Below are 22,784 nucleotides of genomic sequence, written 5' to 3' on the forward strand. Positions count from 1 at the left end.
AAGGGTGCCTTAAAAACCAAATTGGTTTTTAAGGCACCCTTTTTGTAACGGAACTATGTTACTACCTGATCGTATCAACTCTTCATTTTAGGCTTAAATAAAATGGATCCCAGGTAACCGAAAATCAGAGCTCCGGAGATTCCTACAGCGCTAGCAGTAAATCCCCCTTTAAAGATTCCTAAGAATCCATCCTCTCCCATACTCTTTGAAACACCTTTCCATAAGGTGTTTCCAAAGCCAAGTAAAGGAACCGTTGCCCCGGCTCCGGCCCAGTCAGCAAAGGGCTGGTAGATACCAATCGCGCCAAGGATGCTTCCGGTCACTACCAGAAGTACCATGATTCTTCCTGGCATCAGTTTTGTATTATCCATTAATATCTGCACCAGAGCACAGATCACTCCTCCGACTAAAAATGCTTTCACGTATTCCATGGATATCTCCTTTCTTTCAACTGTTAAAGTGTTTGACCATGCCATTCATAATTTGGCGAAAAAGCATCGCCAAATTATGAATGCGGGCTGCGCCCTATAGGAATATTTGCACGGTTTGTGCTTAGTGAGCAAGCTCCCACGCACAAACCGCACAAATATTTCTGCATGGCTATAGGTTTCCCATATTTTCGATCACAACTGCATGAGCGATCCCTGGGATCGTCTCGCCTTCGTTAAAGCTCACTGTAGAAAGGAGGGCACCGGTGGGCACGAACAGGACTCGTTTCCACGTACCGTCTTGAACTTTAGGAAGGATATAGGAGCAAAGGGTGGAAGCCGCGCATCCACAGCCGCTTCCTCCTGCATGAGTATCCTGGTCATTGCTGTTAAATATCTCGATTCCGCAATCCGTATGAATCTTTTCTAAGTCATGTCCTTTATTCTTCATAAAATCAAGCAGGATCGTCCTGCCGATCTGACCTAAATCTCCTGTAATGATTTTATCATAATAGGATTCATCCACCTGAAAATCATCAAAATTCTGCTGAATGGTATGGAAGGCGGCAGGAGCCATGGCTGCACCCATATTCATGGAGTCTTTAATGCCCATATCCACCATACGCCCGGTAGTGATTCCGGTGATGGCTGCGATTCCTTCTTTTCTGTGCTTGGTGAGTACAACCGCACCGCAGCCGGTGACGGTCCACGAGGCGGAAAACGGCCTCTGGTTTCCATATCCCAGCGGGAAACGGAATTGCTTTTCAGCCGTTGCAAAATGGCTGGAAGCCATAGCCATAACTTTATCCGCGTAGCCCCCTGCCACGGTCATAGCCCCCAGATTGAGAGCTTCTCCCATGGTGGAACAGGCTCCAAATAAACCGAATAAGGGAATTTCCAAATCTACCGTTCCAAAGGAAGTGGCGATCAGCTGGCCCAGTAAGTCTCCTGCAAACAAATATCGGATGTCCTTTTTCCGGATATCTCCCTTTTCTATGGCCAGATCAGCCGTCTGCTTCTGAAGGGCACTTTCTGCCTTTTCCCAGTTGTCTGACCCAAACATATCATCCTGCTCTACCACATCGAACAAACTTCCCAAGGGACCCTGACCTTCTTTTTTACCAACTATGGAAGCCATGCTTTCAATAATTGGAGGTTCTTCAAATCTAATACTTGCTTTTCCTATCTGCATTTTCTCTCTCCATTTCTCTGACCGGTTCATTCCTACAGCATTTGAAAGGCCTTTAATACATAGGCGATGATTCCAAGGATCCAGGAGCTTAAAATCCCGTATAATATGACAGGACCGGCAATGGTAAAGATTTTACAACCGATACCGAATACCTGGCCCTCCGCCTTAAATTCCACAGCCGGAGCCACAACGGAATTGGCAAACCCCGTGATCGGCACCAGTGCTCCTGCTCCGCCAAACTTTGTAATCTTGGGGTAAATATTAAGTCCGGTCAGGATGACAGTGGCTGCAATCAGAACCAGAGTGGTCCAGGCAGAGGCCGCTTCCTTTTCCAGACCTGTATTCATGAATAAGGTTGTAATATACTGGCCAAGGGCACATATGATTCCCCCCACCAGAAAAGCCTTTATAATCCCCGGCCATTTTTTGTGAACCGGAGTCACCTGTTTTACATAAGCCTCATAAGCTTTTTTGTTTATTTCCATTATTTTCCTCCTTCTCGTCCATGCAATCCCGTTCCTAATGTTACTGTCCAAAATTCGCTGTAAAATAGATCAGAGAACCGATCAATTTGCCAAGCCCCAGGGAAAGGATCAAATATTGCAGACCAACAGCAAGATGAATTCTACGGCTGAATATAGGCAGGGCTTTCAAGGTCTCCGCAAGGGACATGACAAGGATGCCCACAAAGATTCCCACGGAAAGTCCATATGTTCCAAGAGCCAGATTTCCGCCAAACCCTATGGGAATTTCATAAATATCCCATAAATTTCCAAGTACACCGCCAAGAATGATGACCGACTCAAAGAGTAAAATATGCTTCTTCGTATGAGTCATTCCGATCAATCTTGGAAATACACCAATAATTACCAAAAAAGCAAAAACGCCGGCTGCTATAATGCCGCCAGCGCTGAGCCCAATAAAAACAAGAAATACTTCTCTAAGAAACATCAATATCCGACTCCTTTCTTCCATCGTTCTGGATCAGGGTCTTACTGATATTGTCTTCGTAAAGCCGCATTTCCACCTCCAGCGGAGTTGGATCGGTATTGATCTTGTATTTTGCGAAATGATTGAAGAATCCCACAATTCCAAGAGCCAGTCCAACAGAATAACTGACCTCCAAAATCGTGAATCCGCTTGACTCCTGCTTCATGATGATCCGGTAAATTTCCTTAAAAACGTCCGTAACACTGGCATCATTATTAAAGGTCATAATGGCAAAGGATGCACCGCAGAAACAAACGATACAGACAAATATGGTTTTGATCCACTGCCAGACCCACATGGGTGATTTTGGCTTATGGTAGTCTATGATAAAGTCTACCTCTCCCACATTATTGATCTGAAGAGTCGAATCCATTTCCATCAGTTTCTGGATTACATCCAGTGTTTTTTCTATATACCGCTTGTTGCGGTCCAAATGGATGGTCTTGATCCGAAGGGCTTTACACTTGTTCATGATGGCCGTATCGTCGCAATAAACATCTGCCACATCCTTTAACTGGATTTCCTTGTGCCGCACCTCTGTAATCTGGCTGATATTTAAATAAACGGTCTTGCTCATGAAACCATCATCTCCCATCCCGGAATGGCTTCTACAAGCGTCCCTTCTTTTTCTGTTCCATCCGGCATAACTGCAATCATATACCAGATAGCAGCGGCTACTGCAATCAGGCATAATACAAGAAGCGCCATGACAAGCTTATGTTTTATGGATTCCATACGTGCTCACATCCTTTTCTCTGGTTTTCAAAGCTAGTATGAGCCGTATAAAATTATTTTATTCTACAATTTTTCCCGCATCTGTTTTAAAATCTTTTTTTCCAGTCTGGAAACCTGAACCTGAGATATTCCAAGCTTTGCGGCAATTTGACTTTGAGTCTCATTATAATAATAACGCCTGATAATAATTTCTCTGTCCTTATCGGAAAGCGCCGTTAAAAGCTCCCGAAGCACCATGCGGTTTAAAAGTTCTTCCTGGGCGGAACTTTCTTCTTCAATTTTATCAATGAGTAAAATGCTGTTTTCGTCATTTTTGTTAACAGACCGGTATAAGGATTCCACTTCCGCGCCCGCCTCAATGGATGCTGCAACTTCTTCTTTACTGGCCCCTATTTCTCCTGCAATTTCTTCCAACGTAGGTTCTCTTCCAAAACGATACACTAACTCTTCCCTGACGTTTTTCACTTTAAGCCCCATTTCCTTTATGGATCGGCTGACCTTGATCATTCCGTCGTCTCTTAAAAAACGTTTGATCTCTCCTGTTATCATGGGCACCGCATAAGTGGAAAATTTCACCTCATAGGATAAGTCAAATTTATCGATGGCTTTCATTAAGCCAATGCTGCCGATTTGAAACAAATCCTCAGGTTCATAACCACGCCCTGTAAATCTGCGTACAATGCTCCAAACCAGCCCGAAATTGTCGGTCACAAGCTGATCTCTTGCCGCTTTATCTCCTTCGTGAGCCATTTCTATCAATCTCATGGTCTCATCCATAAGGTTCACCCGTTAATCTTCTTTGTCATGGTTACGGCAGTACCCTCTCCAGGAGCCGACTTTACTTCCACCTGATCCATAAACGCTTCCATAAAGGAAAATCCCATGCCTGACCGTTCTCCATCCGGATCTGTGGTGTACATAGGCTCCATGGCCAGCTTGATATCGGGGATACCGATACCCGTATCTTTGACGGTTACGGCAATTTCCTGGCCATCAATCTCCACTTCCAGGTAAATGATTCCTCCGTTGCCCTGATATCCATGGATGACTGCATTTGTGACTGCCTCCGACACGGCTGTTTTTACATCATCCACCTCTTCCAGGGTGGGGTTCAACCTTGCCATAAAAACTGCCACTGCCACTCTGGCAAATTCCTCGTTTTTTGACAGGGCTTCCAATTCCATTTTCAGAATTTCTGGTTTATTCTGTTCTGACATACGTTCCTCCTCAACCTGTGACTGCTGCTTCCTTAGAGTCATATAATTTCATTAATTTTAATATCCCCCCTATTTTAAGAATGCGGAGAGCCTGGGGGCCTGCACCGTAGATGGCTATGGTCCCCCCGCTTAAAGCCATCTGCTTATACCTGTTCAGCAAAATACCAATTCCCGAAGAATCCATGAATCTGGTCCTTGAAAAATCAAAAACAATGCGCCTGATATAGTTCTCGGAAAGGATTAAATCGGTTTCGTATTTAAGCCCTGAACAGTTATGATGATCCAACTCCTCCGGCAGATGGACGATCAGTGTCTGCCCCTCTGCTTCATATGTAAAGTATGGTTGATTCATATGCAATACTCCTCCATTCCTTATTGTCTGTCCGTAATACCAAAAAGAGCACCCCCCGGCCGCCGGAAACGAACCGGGAAAATGAAAAAAAGACACCACAAAAAAAATTGCTCTTCTGTAGTGTCTTTCATTTGCTAAAAAACAAAGGAAGTTCGATTCATTTTCGTTCATCGAACGACTAATTTACTAAGCTCAGGCTGCACTTTGCCTGCCTTCACTAAGTAAATCATGTCAAAAACCTCGCTCTGATTTTGCCTTAGCAGATAGTTCTTCATCTTTGCTGTTATTTATAATATCGGAGAACAGCCCGTTGGCCTGCTCCTTCTGGTCCATTCCCTTGTAGATGACCGCCGTCTTGAATTTAGCCTGCCAGCTGGCTGGTTTTAATTCAAGACATTTTAAGTAATATACAAGTGCTGTCTGGGCATCGCCTGTCTCCATCGCCTTGTCCCCAAAGCCTTCTAAAATCGGACAGCCATTTTCCGCCATATCCTTTCTTATCTCACCTACGATTGTCTGGACATCTGCGGAAGCGATGAGATCCGGGTTAAGCCCGGCATAAATCCGCACCGCAGCAGGAAAATCATCCTTCTTATAAGCCTGAAGGATCCCGATCACGGCCTGATACTGGGCAAGAACACTGTCTGAATCACTGGTGAGTGAAGCCAAAGAAGCCTCTGCAGTCTTTTTTTCTGCTTCTATGGATTCCAGCTGTGCCGTAAGACCGTCTGCCTTTTGGTTGGCCTGGCTTAACTGCTCGCTGTATTTTAGCATCTCTTGATTATGGAGCTCATTTATGGATTTTGTATTCGCCGGCATTACCAGAAAAAAGACCACTGCAGCCCCAAGCAAAAGCCCTGCAAGAATATTCCAAACCGCCTGATCCTTGGTATTCTCCCGATAGCTTGGTGGAATGATCACATCGTCATCTTCCATCTGCCTGTGGGAAAGCACATTTTTCAGCTTTCTTTTTTCCGGCTCCCGCTCACTTTTTCCACTTCCGGCCGTATCCTTGACCAAGGACTTGTAGTAAAGTGCCTTTGGATGATTGCGGTCGATCTGTAATACCTTGTAAACGGCTTTACCGGCCTTCTGATAATCCTCTCTGGCTATGCAAAGGAGTGCCAGCAAAAGTTGGGCCTTTACATAGTTAGGCTTGCTTTCCACAACCTTATTGAGCTGAAGAATCGCCAGATCCTCACTGCCGCTTTGGGCATAAATCAGGGCCTGGTTAAATCTTCTCACTGCACGACGCTCCGTCTCCATGATACCTGATTTTCTCTGTATCTCACCGAGGTAGTTATCCGCCTGGTTACCTTCTGGCTGGAAGTTCATGCTGATTACCCATTGAACAAGAGCTTCGCCCACTTCTCCGACCTCATAATAGATCAGGCCCAAAAGGTTCCTTGCATCTGTCATATACTTGTTAAAATGGAGGCTTTTTTTCAGACATTCGGAAGCTCCTGATAAGTCCCTAAGCTTTGCCCGTTCCAGCCCCATGTTGTAATAGCTGTTTGCGATTACCCGGGTTTTTCTTTCATAATCCATATTTTAACCGCCTATTCCTTGTTGATTTCTTTTATAAGATCCATCATCAGGTCATTCATATCCGTCAAATCACTTCTTACAATGGCATCTTCAATGGCATCAACCTCCAGGCTTGGCCTGTAACTGTTAATCTCAGCTTCAAAATCAATCATATGCTTTCCTCTTTCCCGCCCATCTTTTCAGGGCATCCAGGTATCCATGGAATGGAGTTCCTCCTTAAAACCGCTTTTATCTCCCCCATCAGGTAAAGTGAACCTACACAAAACAGCAGATGTCCTTCATCCCTTTTATGAAGCATGTATAAAACTGCCTCTTCCACTGTCTGAAATCCTTCCACACCGCAGCCGCAGGCACTTTGAAACTCTTTTAGCAGGACCTCAGTTTCCAGTCCTCTTTCTGAATGAATATGAGTCACCGCCACTTGATCAAGGGGCAGCGTACCTGCAATCTCCTTTATCATTTTATCATGATCCTTATCGGATACTGACGAAAACAATAGATCAGCCCGTTTCTTTCTTGCCTCACAAAGGCCGGCTGCAGCATTTAAAAAGGCCTTAATGCCACCCGGATTATGGGCTCCGTCCAGATATACCCCCGGCAGAACTTCTTCCATTCTTCCCGGCCAGTACATGTGAGCGATTCCTTCCTTCATCTGTGACGGGGTGATCTCTAAGTCCATGACCTCCTTAAGCCCTGCCGCCTCAAGAGCCTTAAACGCAAGGAAGGCATTCATCACCTGATATTCAGCTACGGTTGGAACAGTGACTTCTATTAAATCGCCTTCTGTTTTATAAAATCTGGCCTTGCAGCCCTGATCTTCATATCCGGTTATCTCATATCCCTGCCTGTCCACTTCACAGTAAGGAGATCCAACCTCCTCTGCCCTGCTTCGGATGACCTGGGAAGCCTGTCCATCGGTTCCATCAAAGATGACTGTCACACCTTTTTTAATTATTCCAGCCTTTTCCCATGCAATTTTTTCAATCGTATCTCCCAGATATTCTGTATGATCCAGGCTGATGGAGGTAATCACCGATACCAGGGGAGACTTAATAACATTGGTCGTGTCCAGCCTTCCTCCAAGGCCGGTTTCTAAAATTACTATATCCACTTCTGTCTTATGGAACATGTCCATTGCCATATAAAACAGAAACTCAAAATAAGACGGATGGCAATATCCTTTCTCCATCATATTCTCAGATAGCATTCGGACGGTCTCATAGCTTTCTTCAAAAACCTTTTCCGATACCATCTCTCCGTTTATGCAGAAACGTTCCCTGGTTTCAATCAGATGAGGGGAGGTAAAGGTCCCCACCCTGCAGCCAGCTTTCCTTAAAATAGACTGTAAAAATGCACATACCGACCCTTTTCCATTGGTACCTGCCACATGAAAAATTTTCATCCCTTCATCCGGTTCGCCCATCTCACAGAGGTACTTCCGGATATTTTCCAGAGAATTTTTCTTTCTGGTCCACATAGGAATCCGGCCCAGATATTCTTCTGCCGTTTCGTCAATCTTCATCGTTAGAGTACCAGCTTCCAAATGAATTTCAGACCTGATTTTCATGATGAACGCAAGCCTTAGAGGGCTTGAATTCAGAAAACCGGCAGCCCGATCGCCATAAAACAAATCGGACTTTCTAATTTATTATAATATATGTCCGTCAATATGCAACCCATTTCTTTCGCAAAAAGCCCTTTATTTCTACAACTGCCCTTTTCATATGCCTTAAGTATACAGAAATACAAAAAGAGAGCAAAGCCCTCTGAAACACTTTTAAGCATCTCAAAGGATCCTGCTCCCTGCATTCATTTCTTTCAATCAATTCCTGGAAAGACTATTTACCGCAATATGCGATGGCCTCGATTTCAACCAGAGCGTTCTTAGGAAGGGCTGCCACTTCATATGCGGCTCTTGCCGGGCATTCTCCTTCAAAGAAGGAAGCATAAACTTCGTTCATTGCTCCAAACTCACTGATATTCTTTAATAAAACGGTTGTCTTAACCACGTTAGCCATGGATAAGCCTTCGCTTTCCAGAATGGACTTGATGTTTGTCAATGACTGCTTTGTCTGGGATACGATATCCTCACCTGCAAATTCGCCGGTAGCAGGGTCAATGGGAAGCTGTCCTGATATAAATACGTAATCGCCCCCGCGTACGCCCTGAGAATATGGGCCGATTGCTGCCGGCGCTTTTTCTGTTGCTAATACTTTTTTCATAATGATATGTCTCCTTTCGTTCATTTCTCTGATAATTCTAGATTAGCACACATTCCACAAAAGTCAAGAAACTTTTTCAGGTATTCTTAAAAAAATTTAGTCCTTTAAATCCTTTTCCCCCTTGTCATCTGGTATTGAATACTATATAATATGATATGATAAAGGGGATCATCCCTCATGTGCGGCAGCAGGCGTACAGAAGGTCGGCGCCCTGTGAGTATGCCTTTATGCCAAAAGTCATGGGCAGGAAAGAGGAAAACATATGAAGACCAACGACGAAAGAATGCAGGACATCCTGAAGCATCTGGAATCCTTAGACCATATAAGGCCGGAAACCATTCCCAATATTGATCTGTACATGGATCAGGTCACCACCTTCATGGATGAGCATTTAAAAGATACCAAACGCTATCCGGAGGACAAAGTCCTGACCAAAACCATGATCAATAATTATGCCAAGAACAATCTTCTTCCGGCTCCTAATAAAAAGAAATATTCCAGAGAACACATTCTGCTGCTTATATTTATATATTACTTTAAAAATCTGCTCTCTTTTCATGACATCGAGCAGCTCTTTAAGCCTATTACGGAAAAGCACTTTAATTCTTCGGAAGGGATTCCTTTAGAGGATATCTACCGGGAAATTTTCTCCCAGGTAGAAGGCGGTATTGACCGTATCAAGGAGGATATCCTTCAAAAATACGAGCACGCCGGTAAAACCTTTGAAGACAAAGGGCTCCAGAAAGATGATCTGGAATATCTCCGCCTCTTTTCCTGGATTTGTGAGCTTTCCTTTGATGTGTACTTAAAGAAGCAGATCATCGAGCAGATCATTGATGATTTAAGAGAAACCGAGCCCATAAACATAAAAAAGAAAAAATGACAGATGAAAACAGGGGCAAGTATTGGTACCCGGCTTGTCCCTGTTTTTATCAATCTTCTCTCTTTTCTTCTTCCAAACGTTTAAACACCATATCATATCCATCGTTCCCATAATTTAAGGAGCGGTTCACACGACTGATGGTCGCAGTGGACGCCCCCGTCTTTTCCGCGATCTCCAGATAAGTTCGGCCCTCTCTTAACATCTTTGCTACCTCATATCTTTGGGATAAGCTTAACAGTTCATTGACTGTGCATACATCCTCAAAAAAAGTATAGCATTCCTCTGACGATTTCAAGGTTAGAATAGCTTCAAACAGATGGTCTACCGCATCTGTCTTAATCTTTTTATTCATAATATCGTTCAATCCCCTTTTTCTTGTTTTTGCCCTTAGTAGCATTTTAACATACTAAAGTTGTAAAGTCCACCCTTCGCGGACATCATGAAAGCATAAATTTTTCTATAACATGAGCCACTCCGTCATCATTATTGGAAAGGGTCATATAATCAGCTGCTTTCTTCACCGGGAGAACTGCATTCTCCATCGCAACGCCAAGGCCTGCATACTGGATCATGGACAAATCATTGTAACCGTCTCCGCAGGCAATCATCTCATCCTTGCTTATGCCAAGCTTTGAAAGCAGACGTTCCAGACTTGCCGCCTTGTCCACTCCTTTCGGGAGTATCTCCAAAAAATAGGGTTCTGAACGGTAAACGCTGTAATCCCGCCCTAAGGCCGCCTTTACCTTTGGCTCTACCATTGCAAGATAGTCGCCTTCATCAAGCATCATGAATTTAACAACCGGAAACTGTACATAAGCCTCCATATCCTGAATTTCTTTTACTTCCAGTTTATTGATGGTTGCTTCCTTTTCAACATATTCATCCCTGGCATTGGGAGTGACGATCAAATCATCCTCATAGGTAAGGATGTTCACTCCATGGTCTTCTGCCATGCGGATTATCCTGGAATTTGAGGACACCGGCAATTCTCTTGCAAAAACCGTTTCTCCGGTTCTGCAGTCAATGATGCGCCCTCCGTTAAAGGACAGGATGTATCCTCCTGACTTATGAAGCTCCAATTCCTTGGCAAGGGGCATCACCCCGTAGGTGGGCCGTCCGGAAGCCAGTACAATAATTCCGCCCTGTTGTTTTAATTCAAAAAGCGCCTCTTTGGTCCTGGGTGTGATCTCCTTATTCCGATTGGTCAGCGTCCCATCCAAATCCAGCACAATCATCCGATAGTCCATTGAATTTCTCCTGTTTTGTAAATTTTACTATAGCAGTATAACACAGTTTCTCTTCTTATTCCATCCTAAAATACAGAAATATATAAATGGACGGAACCGCAGCCTGGCCCCCATCATACAATGCCAATAGGAGATACTAAGAAAGGGAGAATGATATGAAAAAGGCAATCGTTTTACTCCTGGTTGCATTCATGCTGGCTGCCTCCCTGACAAGCTGCAGAACCTCGGCCAGAAAGCATATAAGGCCGCTCTTTTATCAGGTATCCGGCTCGGTTAAGGTATAATAAAAATTTTTCATAAGACAAAGTACCTTCCCATATTCTCATAATAAAATGTAGTATTAAGATTTCCATAAGGAGGATTTTATGAGAAAAGCCTATCACTTTTTTCTGGCGGCCATACTCACCGGAGCATCTATACTTAGCCTGACTGCCTGCGGCCCAAAAGCAAAGGCATCCGAATTAACTCCGGTCACACTAAATGAAGTTGCCCATTCTATCTTCTACGCTCCCCAGTATTCAGCCATTGAACTGGGATATTTTGAAGATGAAGGCATTAACTTAACCTTAGTCAACGGCGCCGGCGCCGACAAGGTTATGACTGCTCTGATATCAGGCGATGCCGATATCGGATTTATGGGTTCTGAAGCCAGTATCTATACTTACGCGAACGGTTCGAAAGACTATGCTGTCAACTTCGCCCAACTGACCCAGAGAGCCGGAAACTTTCTTGTAGGAAGAGACAATCAGCCTAACTTTAAATGGACGGATCTTAAAGGCAAAAAGGTACTGGGAGGAAGAGCCGGAGGAATGCCGGAAATGGTATTTGAGTATATCCTGAAAAAAAATGGCATTGACCCTGTTACGGACTTATCCATTGACCAGAGCATTAACTTTGGCTTGACTGCCGCGGCATTTACCAGCAATGATGCAGACTATACCGTGGAATTTGAACCATTTGCCACAGGACTTGAAAAAGAAGGCAGCGGACACGTTGTCGCTTCACTTGGCGTTGATTCCGGTTATATTCCTTACACTGCTTACAGCGCAAAGAAAAGCTATCTGGAAAAGAATCCGGAAACCATCCAGAAATTCACCAATGCTATCCAAAGAGGACTGGAGTATGTAAATTCCCATTCATCGGAAGAAATTGCAAAGGTGATCCAGCCCCAGTTCAAAGAAACCGACGTGGCAACGATTGCAACCATTATTGAACGGTATAAAGCACAGGATACCTGGAAAAAGGATACGATTTTTGCAAAAGACAGCTTCGAGCTTCTGGAAAACATCCTGGAAGAATCCGGCCAATTAAAGGACCGGGTTCCTTATGAGGAACTTGTAACGACCATTTATTCAGAAAAAGCAGCAAAATAAATCCCACCCTTTCTAAACGTATCTGGTGATATAATAAAATATACAGGGCCGCATCCACTGCGGTCCTGTATATTTTATACCATAAGCATACGATGCTCAAAGCGCAATATTGGAGCAGGTTTCAAAAGAATCCCACTCCAGCGATTGATTAGCTTTCCTGACGTCCATTCAGACGATCGTTGCCTCAAACGGCGATACCGGCAGTCCAGGAACTGCATACAGATCCGCATTTTCCGGATTGTTTGACCATGCATACCGAACTCCGGTGACTGTCTTTCCTTTCTGGACATTCAAAATAACCGTCCCCCCCTGGGTCCTGATATCTATACAATCTGAGATCCATTCTCCTGATATGCAGACTTCAAACCCGCCCGTTTTACCTTCTGATACTGCGTATCCCCTCTCCCCATGATCAAAGTGAAGTATGATCTCCTCACCCTTCCTTTCAGCATGGGAGAATACAGGGGACAGCCACTCTCCCGGCTCATGATATGCAATCTCATACGCCGCCATGGCCATTCTCTCTCCTACTGTTTTTTTATCTGTTGGATGCAGGTCATTGTATTCGCCGCAATCGATGGTAACCACCATAGCGCTGTTTGGAAGCTTTGCAAGGCTCTGCTGCATATCTCGAAAACGTACCCAGTTCCCTGCATCTTCAAGGTCATAATTCGGTAACTGCACGTAAATAACAGGAAACTTTCCCATATGCCACTTTCGTCTGTAATCCTCAATCATACGACCAAAATACTGAGGATAGGAACGATCGTCGTCTGCATTGCTCTCTCCCTGATACCAGCACATACCGCAGATAGGAAAATCATGAAGAGGCGCTATCATAGCCTGGTACATGCCCATGGGTTTTCTTTCAAAAAAGGTCGGTGGAATAAGAGCTTTCGCATATGCGCCTCTCTTATACTTCCAGCCTTCAGAAATTGACAACGTTTCTCCTGTTTCAAAAATTATCTGATGAGACTTCCCTTTGGTAAACTCCATCCGCCCGGACACTGCGATCACACGTATGGTAATCTCATGTTCCCCTTCGGCAAGTCCCTTTAAGTGATATTCCCTGGGCGGATACCGATATGTGGTATTTCCGATGCACTGCCCGTCAACGTAAGTGTAGTCCGCATCTTTGATGGTTCCAAGGGAGAGGCGACACGGCTTGCATGAATGTTCAGGCGGGATCGTCACAGTCTTTTTAAACCAGACAGAGCCTGGTTTTTCAAAATCTTCATTTGCATAGAAATCGTCGGAAAGGCAGACCGATTTCCAGGTATCCCGGAAACCGGCATTCAGCCAGTCTTCTGAAATCCCCGCATCCGCCTCATCTATTTTCTTATACCATGAGGAAGCCCTCTCTTCATCTTCTTTTTGTATATTTCTGACATATTCATCTGATTTGCACTCTTCAGCTGCTTTTGCTTTACCGGAAAAAACCGCAAGCGCTTTTCTGCTCATCCATGCCTCTATAGGCGTACCGCCCACTGCAGTAAGTATAAGACCTATTGGTACGGGGTATCTTTCCCGCAATTTTGCCCCAAAAAAGTATCCTGCGGCCGAAAAATAAGAGGCACACTCCAAAGAATAACTTTCCCATTTTCCTCCCGACAGTTCGCCTGCAGGAGCTTTGAACCCCCACTTGATCGGGACAGTGAACTGCCGGATAAGAGGATCTCCGTCTTCATGATACTCCGTTGGGAATCGATACCTTACCCTATGCATAGGCAGCTGCATATTCGACTGACCGGACATAAGCCAGACATCTCCTATATAAATATCAGAAAATTCTTTTCTCTCACCTGCACATGTAACGGAAACAGAATAGGGCCCCCCTGCCTGCATAGGCATCAACAAAAGCCTCCAGTTTCCGTCTTCATCTGTCAAGGTCTCTTCTATAAATTCAGTACCCCCATCTTCCTTTGAGAATATTGCCTCTACCCGCGCTCCCGCATCTGCTGTACCTCTTACGGGTATAAACTCATTTCTCTGCAGAACCGCATGATCTGAAATGTATGGGGTGACACGAAAGCCGCTCATCCTTTCACTCCAGAACTTGTCACTCCCTCTACAAAATATTTCTGACAGCAGAAGAACAGGATCAGTGCAGGTAGCAGAGCCAGGAACGACATCGCCAGGATCTGGTTCCATTCCACAATACCGCTGCTTTGATCGATTGACATCTTAAGAGCCAGTGACACAGGATATTTCGCAAGGCTCGTCACATAGATCAGGGGGCCTAAGAAATCATTGAAACTCCATACAAACTGAAAGATCGTGCAGCTTATCAGTGCCGGTTTCAATGCAGGGAGCAGAATCATCGTTAAAATTCCAAAAGAGTTGCAGCCATCAATCGTCGCCGCCTCATCCAAATACGTCGGTATGGAACGCATAAACTGGATCAGCATAAATACGAAGAACGGTTCGTTGGCAAATACGGTCGGTGCTACCAACGGTACATATGTATTTAAAAGTCCAAGGTTTTTCCATAAAATATACAGCGGTATCCTGGTTACGACTGAGGGTAAAAACATAGTCGCCATAAGTATGGAGAAACATATCTTTTTTAAAGGAAAATTAAATCTGGCAAATCCATACGCCACCAGTGTACTCGATATCAGGCAAAACAGTATCTTAGGTATCACAAAACTGAATGTGTTTAAGAAAAACGTGGTAAACGTAAATTTCGTTCTTGTTTTCCAGCCATTGATATAAGGGGTAAAGTCTATTTTGCTCGGTATAAAATTTATTGACGTAAATATCTCATTGTTCGTCTTAAATGTAGCTCCCACAAGCCAGATGATGGGATAAATCATAACGAGGGCCACTGCCGTAAGTAAGGTATATCTGAAAGCAGCATTAATTATGTACTTTCTTCTTCTGCGTCTTTCGACTTCACTGATCAAAATTGTCCGTGCCATGTTATTCCCCCTTATCCGAATAAAATACCCAGCGATCCTGGGTAGCAAATAACACTACCGTAACAGATACGATGATGAGAAACAGTACCCAGCTGGCAGCGCTTGCATAACCCATGTTGAAAAGCTGGAAAGCATTGTCATATATAAACATAGAGGTAAGGTAAGTGGAATTTAAAGGGCCTTTCTTCGTGATAAGGTAAGGTCCGTTGAATTCCTGGAAAGCATTGACCAGCTGCATGACCAAATTGAAGAAAATCGTAGGTGTGATCAATGGAATCGTGATCTTGAAAAACGAATATGACTTCGTAGCTCCGTCCACACTTGCGGCCTCGTAGAGATCTTGGGGTACATCTTTAAGAGCCGCCAGGAATATCAGCATAGCTGATCCGAACTGCCAGACTTTTAAAAGAACAATAACAGCCATAGCTCCGGCTGCAGAAGACAACCATTTTACAGGACTCACACCGAATATACCAAGAAAATGATTAACAAATCCATCTTGCTGGAATAAAAAACGCCATAATACGGCAACTGCAACGTTTCCGCCCAAAAGGGAAGGAACATAATATGCCGTCCGGTAGAAATTAATAGCCTTTAATTTAAAATTCAGGATAAATGCAATAAAAAGTGCAAATGCAAGCTGCAGAGGTACTGTAATTACTGTATATTTCAGAGTCTGCCTCAGCGTGCCTAAAAAGTCTTTATCTTTAAATAGCTTTGCATAGTTGGCAAATCCTATGAAATTGGGTTCTCTTACAAGATTGTAATCCGTAAAGCTGATAAAAAGTGCATTAATAAACGGATACAACGTAAGAAAAACCATTCCAATTATCCAGGGGAGAATATACAAAAGCCCGATCTTGCTGTTTTTCAAAAAAATTCCTCCTAGCTAATGATGATATAGCCACTAAGAGCTATATAGTTAATAAGTTCCTATATCAGATTTGACGTTTTACGGCCGCCGAAGGCGGTGATAGGATCCAGCTTATAAATTGAATCCTTCACCTGCTTTCTGGCAGACTGACACTGAGGAATGTGGCAGCTTCTTTTCTATTTATTTCCCATATTCTGCTTTCAGCTTTGCAACCTGAGCGGATGCTTCATCATAGAATGCCTGAGCCGCTTCATCTACGGTACTTGCGCCCAATTCATATTTCTCATAATTGCTTTCATAGGAACTTGTAAATACGGCATCTTCAAAGATAGGAGAGTTATTGATCACTTCTGCTTCATCTGTAAAGTCATAAGCCTGCTTTACGGCTCCCGTGATCTGACCGTCAGCTTCAAGTGTGGCTTTTGCAGACTTAGATGCCACCATACCTCTCTTTGACCCCATAAGCTTGGTGCCTTCCGGATCATTTAAGATATACTGCAGGAATTCTGCCGCTTCTTTTGGGTGCTTGGAGTTCTTTGAGATTGCAAATGTCAGTGACGGTTTTGCCATGGTTCCTTTAAATACCGCCCCGTCAATCGTTGGAAGGGGTGCTACGATAAGTTCGTCACCTTTATCTGCAAGTGTCTGTGCATTGGAAGCAATTCCGCCTGTCCACTCAAGCACTCCCAAATATCCGCCGTCAATAAATTTTGCATTCTGAGCAATGGATACAGGGTCATTACCTACATTTTCAAGGTAATCCTGTCTGGAACAGAATACATGAAGATCTGCCAGTTCCTTATACCAGGTCATGGCTTCCTTGTAGTCCTCTACCGTGTAGTTCATATTTAGATTTTCATCGAATTCACCTTTACCGGTCTTTTGCTGCAGATAATAAACGGCTGCAAAACGGAATGTCGGGCTTACGATCAGATAAGCGTTTGGATTCTGTGCCGTAATGGCTTTTGCCGCTTCTTTGTACGCTTCGAAAGTAGACGGAATTTCATTAATACCAGCTCTCTCAAATGCGGATTTGTTCAAATAGACGCCCAGAGTATTCTGTCCGTAAGGAATGGCCTGCATCACACCGCCGGTCTTTCCTGTTTCTAAAAATCCTGCATCATACTGTGTAAAGTCAATGATATCCGCAACCTTGTCTAAATCATAGAAACCAGTGCCGTCAGGACTATATTTGATCAGCCACGGATAATTGACAGTCATGATATCGGCTTCCGTACCGCCCGCATAGCGGGTAGCAAACGTTTCTTCCAGATTACCGAAGCCGGAAGGCTCACCTGTCACTTCAATCGCGCCTGCATGAGCCGCGTTGAATGCATCAATTGCTTCCTGAGTCGCCTGATGACGGTCATCATTGCCCCACCAGGAAAAGCTTAACTTGGCCAGTTCACCAGCCGGAGCTGCATCTGAATTTGCCTCTCCGCCGTTGCCTGATGCTGCCGTAGTAGCCGGTGCAGAGTTCCCTCCGTTGCTTCCGCATCCGGTGAAGCTGACTGTTGCCGTTAAAACTGCTGCAAGTACGGCTGAACTTTTCTTCCATTTTTTCATAATACTAATTCCTTCCTTTTCTTTTTTATTTGCAGGGTCTGCAAAACCCTATACCGCCAATTTTTACGGTGCCTAATACCTTATACAGTTGTTATTTCTAATCAAAAATCTTTCTGCCATGGGCATCAGGAATTCCTGATTTACGATAAAAATAGGTATTGATCTGATCCCGCCAATTGATCGCATTTTCTTTTTGTTTCTTAAGACGGTCTCTCACATTCCTATAGCATTCTTCATCTAAGAACTGTTCCAGACTCTCCCAAACTCTCTCGTACTGCTCTACTTTCTCCACACCCGCAAAATGTGTGTCATATATATGCTGTATCACAGTTTTTCCAGAGCGGAGGACATGGCTATACGGCACATGATGGAAAAACAGCAAAAGCTCATCCGGACAGGCAGATAAATCTTCATATTCTCGGAATCTGCCATCGGAATACTGCCTTGTATATCCGGTACCGCTTGCGACCGAACGTTCTCTTCCTACGCCGTTACGGTCCGCATAATGATAGGTCCCCCATCTGTCATATTCGTATCCGTCTATATCCACGCCGTAGTGAACAGTAGGTTTGCACATAAATCCAACTGAAAGAGGACATGTATAGTCTTCATAAACACCTCTGGAAGTGGTAAGAATCTCCATGATCTTTTTAGCTTCGTCCTGCGGAAGACCAAAGGTTAGATTAACCCATTCTTCTGCTATAGCCTCAGAACTGAGTGAGTTGTCCCATACAAGCCTGCCGTATCCATAGAGATTTGCCTGAGCAAGCTTGTTGCCTGTCCAGTTTGTGTCCATACCTACACTTCCGACCGCCGCTATTCCTGACCGATTGGGATCAGGGGAGTTCTTTTTGATCTCATTCCTGATATAAGCATCTTTCCCATAGCGGGTATCAAAATCCAAAGTTTCCTTCCACATGGGGATCAGGTAGCAAATATCAATCTGATGCCCTGTGTACTCCTGGGTGATCTGGAATTCCAGTATTTGATTTGTCTTTTTAAGTGCCCCAAATAATGGGGAATTAGGCTCTCTGATCTGAAAATCAATGGGACCATTTTTTATCTGAAGGATAACATTTTCCTCGAACTTGCCGTCGTGTTCCATAAATATATCATAAGCAGCCATGGCACGGTCAAGATTTCTGTCTCTCCAGTCCTGCCCACAGTTGTATACAAAACACCTCCAGATAATGATGCCTCCTAAGGGTTTTATCGCCCGTGCCAGCATATTCGCACCATCTTCGTGAGTCCTGTTATAGGTAAATGGACCCGGCTCCCCCTCAGAGTCCGCTTTCACGATGAAACCGCCAAACTGGGGAATCTCTTTGTATATGTCAGCTGCCACATTCTCCCACCATACGGCCACTTCCGGCACAAGGGGATCCGCTGTATCAAGCCCGCCTACCACTATGGGAGCTGCGAAGTTGATGGCTAGAAAGGTACTGATTCCGTATTCGCTAAACACATCAGCTATCTTTCTGATTTCTTTCAGATTCTCACCTTTTATGAAGAAGGTTTCTTTTTTATGTACATTTACATTGTTGATTGATATGGCATTGATCCCTGTACTTGCAAGCAGTCTTGCATAAGAACGGACGATCTCCATATCTCCTCTAAAATTATTATTATCAAAATAAATTGACGCTCCCGCATAACCTCGCTCAATGGAACCGTCGAAATTGTCCCAGTGGTTTATCATGCGAATGCTCTGATCCGGTCTGCTCTTATAGGGAAACGTACCTTTTGTGATCAGAATGCGGTGCAGGCTGAATACTCCATATAGAAGACCTGTCTCCGTAGAAGCTGTTATTTCGTAGCCTGTCTCTGTCTTTCCTATCTCATATCCATCACTGCCGTCATCACCTGCCAGTGATAACACCAAAGAAGATCCCGGTTCATCCGATGGTTCTGCACCTTCAAACAGCAGGGGCAGCTCTCTCTCTATTGTTTTCATTACAATGCTGTCTTTTTTATCTTTGATATGATAACCGGATATATCCGGCTGATGTAATTTCTTGTTCAGCCAGCACAGATCCCTTGTTTTAGTCGTCACTTAAGTTCCTCCTGATTTCCGCTGCCAGCGTTCTGATTCGCTGCGAAGAAATTCTTTCCGTTTTCGATTATTCCGTTTTTATCATACAATAGACTGTCCTTGTCCAAAGGCAAACGGACCGTCGATCTCGTAAATCCGGATTGATAGATTGCCGTAATAACTTCAAGAGCCAAGCGGCCATCTGCACTGTCTTCCTGATGTATATCACCATTTTCTATAAAGCGGATCGCCCTCTCTATCTGTGCCTCATGCATTGTCCTCCCTGACTGTGGAATTGATTCCCGCATTTTCTCAAGCTCTGCTGCGGTATCCGGGTCGTCTTCGGGAAATCCTGTGTCATTAGAACGGCTGCTCGTAACCTGATAGGGGGATGAAATACCCGCTTTTTCACACTGGAATGCAAGTCTTTGATACTGGCCATGTGTCACCAGGTTTACTGCAAAGGTTATTACTGCTCCGCTTTTATAGGTAAGTATTGCAGCCGAGAGATCTTCTGTCTCAGCATTATTATGTGCAACATTTGTCAGAACAGCCGTCACCGTCTCAGGAGGGCCCATGATCCAGTTAAGTAAGTCTATCTGGTGTACGCCATGATTCATGGTACAGCCCCCACCTTCCTTCTCCCAGGTGCCTCTCCACCAAAGATCATAATAACTGTGACCGCGGTACCAGAATGACTCCACCTGGCCAAAGAGAACTCTGCCTGCAATTTTACTCTCTATCAGTGTCTTTAGTATCTGATTATCTTTCGTGAAACGGTTCTGGCATACGACTCCCAGATAAGTGTTAGTCTCCTTTTGGACCGCTATCATTTCATCGCATTCCGACAGGGACAAGGCCATGGGCTTTTCCAACAGTACATGCTTCCCTGCCCGCATACATGCTATAGAAACAGGCAAATGGGTGAACGGCGGGGTGCATACACTTACAAGATCGATATCCGGTCTTTTAAGCATTTCGTTATAATCCCCATAGACCTCCGCAGCATCCAGACCATACTTCTCCTTCAGACTTTGCGCTTTCCCGGGAAAGATATCACAAAGTGCAGCCACCTGACATCGGTCCGAAAGTGCAAGGTATGCCTTAAGATGAGTTTCTGCAATAACGCCCGTTCCGATGATACCTACCATAATATTTCCTTTCATAAATCAGTTTCATTGGGTCTGTCAGCATTTTGATTAAATAAACGTTTATTATGCTTTACATTTTAGCCATATCCTCCAATTATGTGAATGTATTATTAAAATACCATTTGTAATTTTTAAATATATTTTTTACTTTGTATTCTCTATTGCACATTTTTACCGGGCAAGATATACTAAATATACTAAAAAAATCCTGCATCAGTAACAGCCACTGTATTTTTTCTAAAAAGTCACAAAAAAAGATGGGAGGCGCAGCTTATGGAAGTGAATTTTGATAACATGATTCCCGATCTGCACTACTACATTCACAGAAAATGTACTGCGAGTTGGAAGATCGATCCGGATTACATATCTTTCATCGACATCACATATGTCATAGCGGGAAAAGCCAGATATTTCATAGACGGAACAGAATATATCGTCCGGAAAGGTGATCTGATCTGCATTCCCAAGGGCACCCACAGGGCGGCGGTCAGCGTTCCGGAGGATCTGATGGAATGTTACTCCACAAACCTCTTCCTCACAGATCAAAAAGGCAATGATATCTCCCTGCCCATTAACCTCATCAGCCATATAGGCAATGTCCCCCAGCTCATATCATGCTTTCATGAAATCCACGAAGAATGGCTGAAGCGTGAATTCGGTTACAAATTAAAGGTGCGGGCCAGCATGTGTCTGATTCTATACCATATAATGGATCTCCTTTTCAATGAAAACCGGATCAGCAGTAAAGACATCCGCATCATCAACAGCATCCGCTATATGAGCACTCATTTTGCAGAAGACGTAAGCATCGAAACCATGGCCAGTCTGTTCCATATCCATCCGGTGTACTACGGAAATCTGTTTAAAAAAGCGCTGGGTATGACATTTAAACAGTATTTGATATCGCTGCGGTTAAACCATGCGGAAAACATATTGAGGAGCGGTGAGGCAAACGTAGGCGATGCAGCCCTGCAAAGCGGATTTTCCGATATTTATTATTTCTCAAAACTATTTAAAGAAAAAAAGGGAATCCCGCCTTCAAAGCTGCTCCCGCCTGAGAGGAAGAGACATATAGAGTTATTCAAATAAGAAGGAGATTCCGTATGAAGAAGAAAGCACTGATTATCGGAGGAAGCGGAGGCTTAAGCGGCCGTCTGGCTGCACTTGCCAAAGATGAATATGAGGTTTGGGCGGTTACCAGAGGACAGCGGACCTTAGGTGACTGGATCCATCTTTTAAAAGCCGACCGAAACGATACTGAAAATTTCCGGAAAACGATTTTAGAAGCGGATACGAACTGGGACATCGTCTTTGACTGCATTTGCATGAATGAAAGACACGCCTTGCAGGATTTAGATGTATTTCCCGGGATAACGAAGCGCCTGGTAGTGATTTCCACGGATTCCGTGTATGATCCCTTAAGAAAAGACACACCGCAGAACGAAGACGGATATTTCGTCGAGGAAGAAGGAGAACCCGAAGAACTCACGTATGCAGGCAACAAACGCCGCATGGAACATGTCTTTATCAACAACTTTAACACCTCCTTAGCGGTTACACTATTCCGCCCCGGGCATATTTACGGACCTGGTTTTCTCATAGGGTGTTACCCGGAGCACAGCAGGCAGAAGGATTTGCCACAGCTCATCCTGGACAGGGAGCCAATATCTCTTGTTGGCGGCGGAATCTATCTCACGCAGCCCATTTTTGTGGACGATCTGGCAAACTCCATGCTAGACTGCGCAGACAGGCAAGGTGCTTTTAACCGTATTTTCTGTATCGGGGGACCAAAAGCAGTGGAAAACCGCAGATATTACGAGATCATTGGGCAGCTGCTTGACAGGGACTTGATCATAAAGGAGATCCCGCTGACCGGATACCTTGAAGAGCACCCGGAATACAGCGGTCATCTGTGCCATCGAATCTATGACCTGTCTGCCCTGCGTAAGGCCGGAGTACGACTGCCTGACACACCCCTGGAGACGGGATTAAACCTACACTTAAAATCACTCGGTTATCTTTAAACTCATTCTGAACGAAACCTGGAGGTATT

Annotated in this window: 26 protein-coding genes; 5 read left to right on the forward strand and 21 right to left on the reverse strand. The window is 44.3% G+C overall.

Going from position 1 to position 22,784, the window contains the following annotated elements; all coding sequences use genetic code 11:
• Nucleotides 1-74 precede the first annotated feature (74 nt).
• From spoVAE to H171_RS10795, 13 genes are all read right to left on the reverse strand, one after another.
• On the reverse strand, nt 75-431 hold the full coding sequence (spoVAE, locus tag H171_RS10740) for a stage V sporulation protein AE (protein ID WP_100305140.1): 357 nt from the start codon (nt 429-431) through the stop codon (nt 75-77).
• Between the two features lie 169 nt (nt 432-600).
• Nucleotides 601-1,620 (reverse strand): stage V sporulation protein AD, encoded by a 1,020-nt coding sequence (gene spoVAD / locus H171_RS10745; RefSeq protein WP_100305141.1) that lies wholly within the window; start codon nt 1,618-1,620, stop codon nt 601-603.
• Between the two features lie 32 nt (nt 1,621-1,652).
• Nucleotides 1,653-2,105, reverse strand: a complete 453-nt coding sequence (locus H171_RS10750) for a SpoVA/SpoVAEb family sporulation membrane protein (RefSeq protein WP_025232432.1) — start codon at nt 2,103-2,105, stop codon at nt 1,653-1,655.
• 40 nt (nt 2,106-2,145) lie between these two features.
• Nucleotides 2,146-2,574 carry a stage V sporulation protein AB gene (locus H171_RS10755; RefSeq protein ID WP_334293229.1) on the reverse strand — a complete coding sequence of 143 codons (429 nt, stop codon included), beginning with the start codon at nt 2,572-2,574 and terminating at the stop codon, nt 2,146-2,148.
• Nucleotides 2,561-3,187: a stage V sporulation protein AA gene (locus H171_RS10760; protein WP_100305143.1), complete on the reverse strand. Its 627-nt coding sequence runs from the start codon at nt 3,185-3,187 to the stop codon at nt 2,561-2,563. Before H171_RS10760 ends, H171_RS10755 begins: the two co-directional genes overlap by 14 nt.
• Nucleotides 3,184-3,345, reverse strand: coding sequence for a hypothetical protein (locus H171_RS24315; protein ID WP_166433172.1), 162 nt, complete (start codon nt 3,343-3,345; stop codon nt 3,184-3,186). Before H171_RS24315 ends, H171_RS10760 begins: the two co-directional genes overlap by 4 nt.
• A 63-nt stretch (nt 3,346-3,408) precedes the next feature.
• Nucleotides 3,409-4,122: an RNA polymerase sporulation sigma factor SigF gene (gene sigF, locus H171_RS10765; protein WP_025232429.1), complete on the reverse strand. Its 714-nt coding sequence runs from the start codon at nt 4,120-4,122 to the stop codon at nt 3,409-3,411.
• Between the two features lie 5 nt (nt 4,123-4,127).
• Complete coding sequence (spoIIAB, locus tag H171_RS10770) at nt 4,128-4,562, reverse strand: anti-sigma F factor (protein WP_157803146.1); 435 nt, start codon at nt 4,560-4,562, stop codon at nt 4,128-4,130.
• 10 nt (nt 4,563-4,572) lie between these two features.
• Nucleotides 4,573-4,914: an STAS domain-containing protein gene (locus H171_RS10775; RefSeq protein ID WP_025232427.1), complete on the reverse strand. Its 342-nt coding sequence runs from the start codon at nt 4,912-4,914 to the stop codon at nt 4,573-4,575.
• Between the two features lie 231 nt (nt 4,915-5,145).
• On the reverse strand, nt 5,146-6,462 hold the full coding sequence (locus tag H171_RS10780; RefSeq protein WP_100305145.1) for a tetratricopeptide repeat protein: 1,317 nt from the start codon (nt 6,460-6,462) through the stop codon (nt 5,146-5,148).
• An 11-nt stretch (nt 6,463-6,473) separates the two neighbouring features.
• Nucleotides 6,474-6,614: a hypothetical protein gene (locus H171_RS24320; RefSeq protein ID WP_166433171.1), complete on the reverse strand. Its 141-nt coding sequence runs from the start codon at nt 6,612-6,614 to the stop codon at nt 6,474-6,476.
• Nucleotides 6,611-7,984, reverse strand: coding sequence for a bifunctional folylpolyglutamate synthase/dihydrofolate synthase (locus H171_RS10785; RefSeq protein ID WP_100305146.1), 1,374 nt, complete (start codon nt 7,982-7,984; stop codon nt 6,611-6,613). The genes H171_RS24320 and H171_RS10785 overlap by 4 nt, the downstream gene beginning before the upstream one ends.
• 316 nt (nt 7,985-8,300) lie before the next feature.
• On the reverse strand, nt 8,301-8,684 hold the full coding sequence (locus H171_RS10795) for a RidA family protein (RefSeq protein WP_100305148.1): 384 nt from the start codon (nt 8,682-8,684) through the stop codon (nt 8,301-8,303).
• A 262-nt stretch (nt 8,685-8,946) separates the two neighbouring features.
• On the opposite strand from H171_RS10795, the gene H171_RS10800 reads away from it, so the two are divergent.
• The gene (locus H171_RS10800; RefSeq protein ID WP_100305149.1) at nt 8,947-9,567 is read left to right on the forward strand and encodes a DUF1836 domain-containing protein; all 621 of its coding nucleotides are present in this window, start codon (nt 8,947-8,949) and stop codon (nt 9,565-9,567) included.
• Nucleotides 9,568-9,616: 49 nt separating this feature from the next.
• On the opposite strand, the gene H171_RS10805 is transcribed toward H171_RS10800, so the two are convergent.
• Entirely contained in the window at nt 9,617-9,919 is a 303-nt protein-coding gene (locus tag H171_RS10805; protein ID WP_025232421.1) for a YerC/YecD family TrpR-related protein, read from the reverse strand.
• 85 nt (nt 9,920-10,004) lie between these two features.
• Nucleotides 10,005-10,814, reverse strand: coding sequence for a Cof-type HAD-IIB family hydrolase (locus H171_RS10810; RefSeq protein ID WP_100305150.1), 810 nt, complete (start codon nt 10,812-10,814; stop codon nt 10,005-10,007).
• 155 nt (nt 10,815-10,969) lie between these two features.
• On the opposite strand from H171_RS10810, the gene H171_RS24730 reads away from it, so the two are divergent.
• Nucleotides 10,970-11,098: a hypothetical protein gene (locus tag H171_RS24730; RefSeq protein ID WP_278282120.1), complete on the forward strand. Its 129-nt coding sequence runs from the start codon at nt 10,970-10,972 to the stop codon at nt 11,096-11,098.
• Nucleotides 11,099-11,179: 81 nt separating this feature from the next.
• The gene (locus tag H171_RS10815; RefSeq protein WP_100305151.1) at nt 11,180-12,187 is read left to right on the forward strand and encodes an ABC transporter substrate-binding protein; all 1,008 of its coding nucleotides are present in this window, start codon (nt 11,180-11,182) and stop codon (nt 12,185-12,187) included.
• 168 nt (nt 12,188-12,355) lie between these two features.
• Here the strand turns inward: H171_RS10815 and H171_RS10820 are convergent, their stop codons facing one another.
• The 6 genes from H171_RS10820 to H171_RS10845 all read right to left on the reverse strand — a co-directional run bounded on the left by H171_RS10820 (nt 12,356) and on the right by H171_RS10845 (nt 20,746).
• Nucleotides 12,356-14,227 (reverse strand): sialate O-acetylesterase, encoded by a 1,872-nt coding sequence (locus tag H171_RS10820; protein ID WP_166433607.1) that lies wholly within the window; start codon nt 14,225-14,227, stop codon nt 12,356-12,358.
• Complete coding sequence (locus tag H171_RS10825) at nt 14,224-15,108, reverse strand: carbohydrate ABC transporter permease (RefSeq protein ID WP_100305153.1); 885 nt, start codon at nt 15,106-15,108, stop codon at nt 14,224-14,226. Before H171_RS10825 ends, H171_RS10820 begins: the two co-directional genes overlap by 4 nt.
• Nucleotide 15,109: 1 nt before the next feature.
• On the reverse strand, nt 15,110-15,931 hold the full coding sequence (locus H171_RS10830) for a carbohydrate ABC transporter permease (protein WP_280174281.1): 822 nt from the start codon (nt 15,929-15,931) through the stop codon (nt 15,110-15,112).
• 231 nt (nt 15,932-16,162) lie between these two features.
• Nucleotides 16,163-17,548 (reverse strand): ABC transporter substrate-binding protein, encoded by a 1,386-nt coding sequence (locus H171_RS10835; RefSeq protein WP_100305155.1) that lies wholly within the window; start codon nt 17,546-17,548, stop codon nt 16,163-16,165.
• 97 nt (nt 17,549-17,645) lie between these two features.
• Entirely contained in the window at nt 17,646-19,601 is a 1,956-nt protein-coding gene (locus H171_RS10840) for an alpha-glucuronidase (protein WP_242976934.1), read from the reverse strand.
• A complete protein-coding gene (locus H171_RS10845) occupies nt 19,598-20,746 on the reverse strand; it encodes a Gfo/Idh/MocA family protein (protein WP_100305156.1) in 1,149 nt (382 codons plus the stop codon). Before H171_RS10845 ends, H171_RS10840 begins: the two co-directional genes overlap by 4 nt.
• Nucleotides 20,747-21,004: 258 nt before the next feature.
• Here H171_RS10845 and H171_RS10850 point away from each other — a divergent pair, with 258 nt between their 5' ends.
• Both H171_RS10850 and H171_RS10855 read left to right on the forward strand, forming a co-directional pair.
• Nucleotides 21,005-21,820 (forward strand): AraC family transcriptional regulator, encoded by an 816-nt coding sequence (locus H171_RS10850; protein ID WP_100305157.1) that lies wholly within the window; start codon nt 21,005-21,007, stop codon nt 21,818-21,820.
• A 14-nt stretch (nt 21,821-21,834) separates the two neighbouring features.
• Complete coding sequence (locus tag H171_RS10855; RefSeq protein ID WP_100305158.1) at nt 21,835-22,755, forward strand: NAD-dependent epimerase/dehydratase family protein; 921 nt, start codon at nt 21,835-21,837, stop codon at nt 22,753-22,755.
• The last annotated feature ends 29 nt before the right edge of the window (nt 22,756-22,784 follow it).

This window comes from [Clostridium] celerecrescens 18A, assembly GCF_002797975.1.
Classification (GTDB): domain Bacteria; phylum Bacillota; class Clostridia; order Lachnospirales; family Lachnospiraceae; genus Lacrimispora; species Lacrimispora celerecrescens.

Excerpts from the sequence above, each read along its gene's own strand:
- H171_RS10800 (WP_100305149.1), top strand. The coding sequence starts at position 8,947 with ATGAAGACCAACGACGAAAGAATGCAGGACATCCTGAAGCATCTGGAA.
- H171_RS10815 (WP_100305151.1), top strand. The coding sequence starts at position 11,180 with ATGAGAAAAGCCTATCACTTTTTTCTGGCGGCCATACTCACCGGAGCA.
- H171_RS10810 (WP_100305150.1), bottom strand. The coding sequence starts at position 10,814 with ATGGACTATCGGATGATTGTGCTGGATTTGGATGGGACGCTGACCAAT.
- H171_RS10820 (WP_166433607.1), bottom strand. The coding sequence starts at position 14,227 with ATGAGCGGCTTTCGTGTCACCCCATACATTTCAGATCATGCGGTTCTG.
- H171_RS10835 (WP_100305155.1), bottom strand. The coding sequence starts at position 17,548 with ATGAAAAAATGGAAGAAAAGTTCAGCCGTACTTGCAGCAGTTTTAACG.
- H171_RS24320 (WP_166433171.1), bottom strand. The coding sequence starts at position 6,614 with ATGATTGATTTTGAAGCTGAGATTAACAGTTACAGGCCAAGCCTGGAG.
- H171_RS10805 (WP_025232421.1), bottom strand. The coding sequence starts at position 9,919 with ATGAATAAAAAGATTAAGACAGATGCGGTAGACCATCTGTTTGAAGCT.
- H171_RS10850 (WP_100305157.1), top strand. The coding sequence starts at position 21,005 with ATGGAAGTGAATTTTGATAACATGATTCCCGATCTGCACTACTACATT.
- H171_RS10785 (WP_100305146.1), bottom strand. The coding sequence starts at position 7,984 with ATGAAGATTGACGAAACGGCAGAAGAATATCTGGGCCGGATTCCTATG.
- spoVAE (WP_100305140.1), bottom strand. The coding sequence starts at position 431 with ATGGAATACGTGAAAGCATTTTTAGTCGGAGGAGTGATCTGTGCTCTG.
- H171_RS10760 (WP_100305143.1), bottom strand. The coding sequence starts at position 3,187 with ATGAGCAAGACCGTTTATTTAAATATCAGCCAGATTACAGAGGTGCGG.
- H171_RS24315 (WP_166433172.1), bottom strand. The coding sequence starts at position 3,345 with ATGGAATCCATAAAACATAAGCTTGTCATGGCGCTTCTTGTATTATGC.
- H171_RS10845 (WP_100305156.1), bottom strand. The coding sequence starts at position 20,746 with ATGAAAGGAAATATTATGGTAGGTATCATCGGAACGGGCGTTATTGCA.
- H171_RS10795 (WP_100305148.1), bottom strand. The coding sequence starts at position 8,684 with ATGAAAAAAGTATTAGCAACAGAAAAAGCGCCGGCAGCAATCGGCCCA.
- H171_RS24730 (WP_278282120.1), top strand. The coding sequence starts at position 10,970 with ATGAAAAAGGCAATCGTTTTACTCCTGGTTGCATTCATGCTGGCTGCC.
- H171_RS10825 (WP_100305153.1), bottom strand. The coding sequence starts at position 15,108 with ATGGCACGGACAATTTTGATCAGTGAAGTCGAAAGACGCAGAAGAAGA.
- H171_RS10830 (WP_280174281.1), bottom strand. The coding sequence starts at position 15,931 with ATGGTTTTTCTTACGTTGTATCCGTTTATTAATGCACTTTTTATCAGC.
- H171_RS10750 (WP_025232432.1), bottom strand. The coding sequence starts at position 2,105 with ATGGAAATAAACAAAAAAGCTTATGAGGCTTATGTAAAACAGGTGACT.
- sigF (WP_025232429.1), bottom strand. The coding sequence starts at position 4,122 with ATGGATGAGACCATGAGATTGATAGAAATGGCTCACGAAGGAGATAAA.
- H171_RS10855 (WP_100305158.1), top strand. The coding sequence starts at position 21,835 with ATGAAGAAGAAAGCACTGATTATCGGAGGAAGCGGAGGCTTAAGCGGC.
- H171_RS10780 (WP_100305145.1), bottom strand. The coding sequence starts at position 6,462 with ATGGATTATGAAAGAAAAACCCGGGTAATCGCAAACAGCTATTACAAC.
- spoVAD (WP_100305141.1), bottom strand. The coding sequence starts at position 1,620 with ATGCAGATAGGAAAAGCAAGTATTAGATTTGAAGAACCTCCAATTATT.
- spoIIAB (WP_157803146.1), bottom strand. The coding sequence starts at position 4,562 with ATGTCAGAACAGAATAAACCAGAAATTCTGAAAATGGAATTGGAAGCC.
- H171_RS10775 (WP_025232427.1), bottom strand. The coding sequence starts at position 4,914 with ATGAATCAACCATACTTTACATATGAAGCAGAGGGGCAGACACTGATC.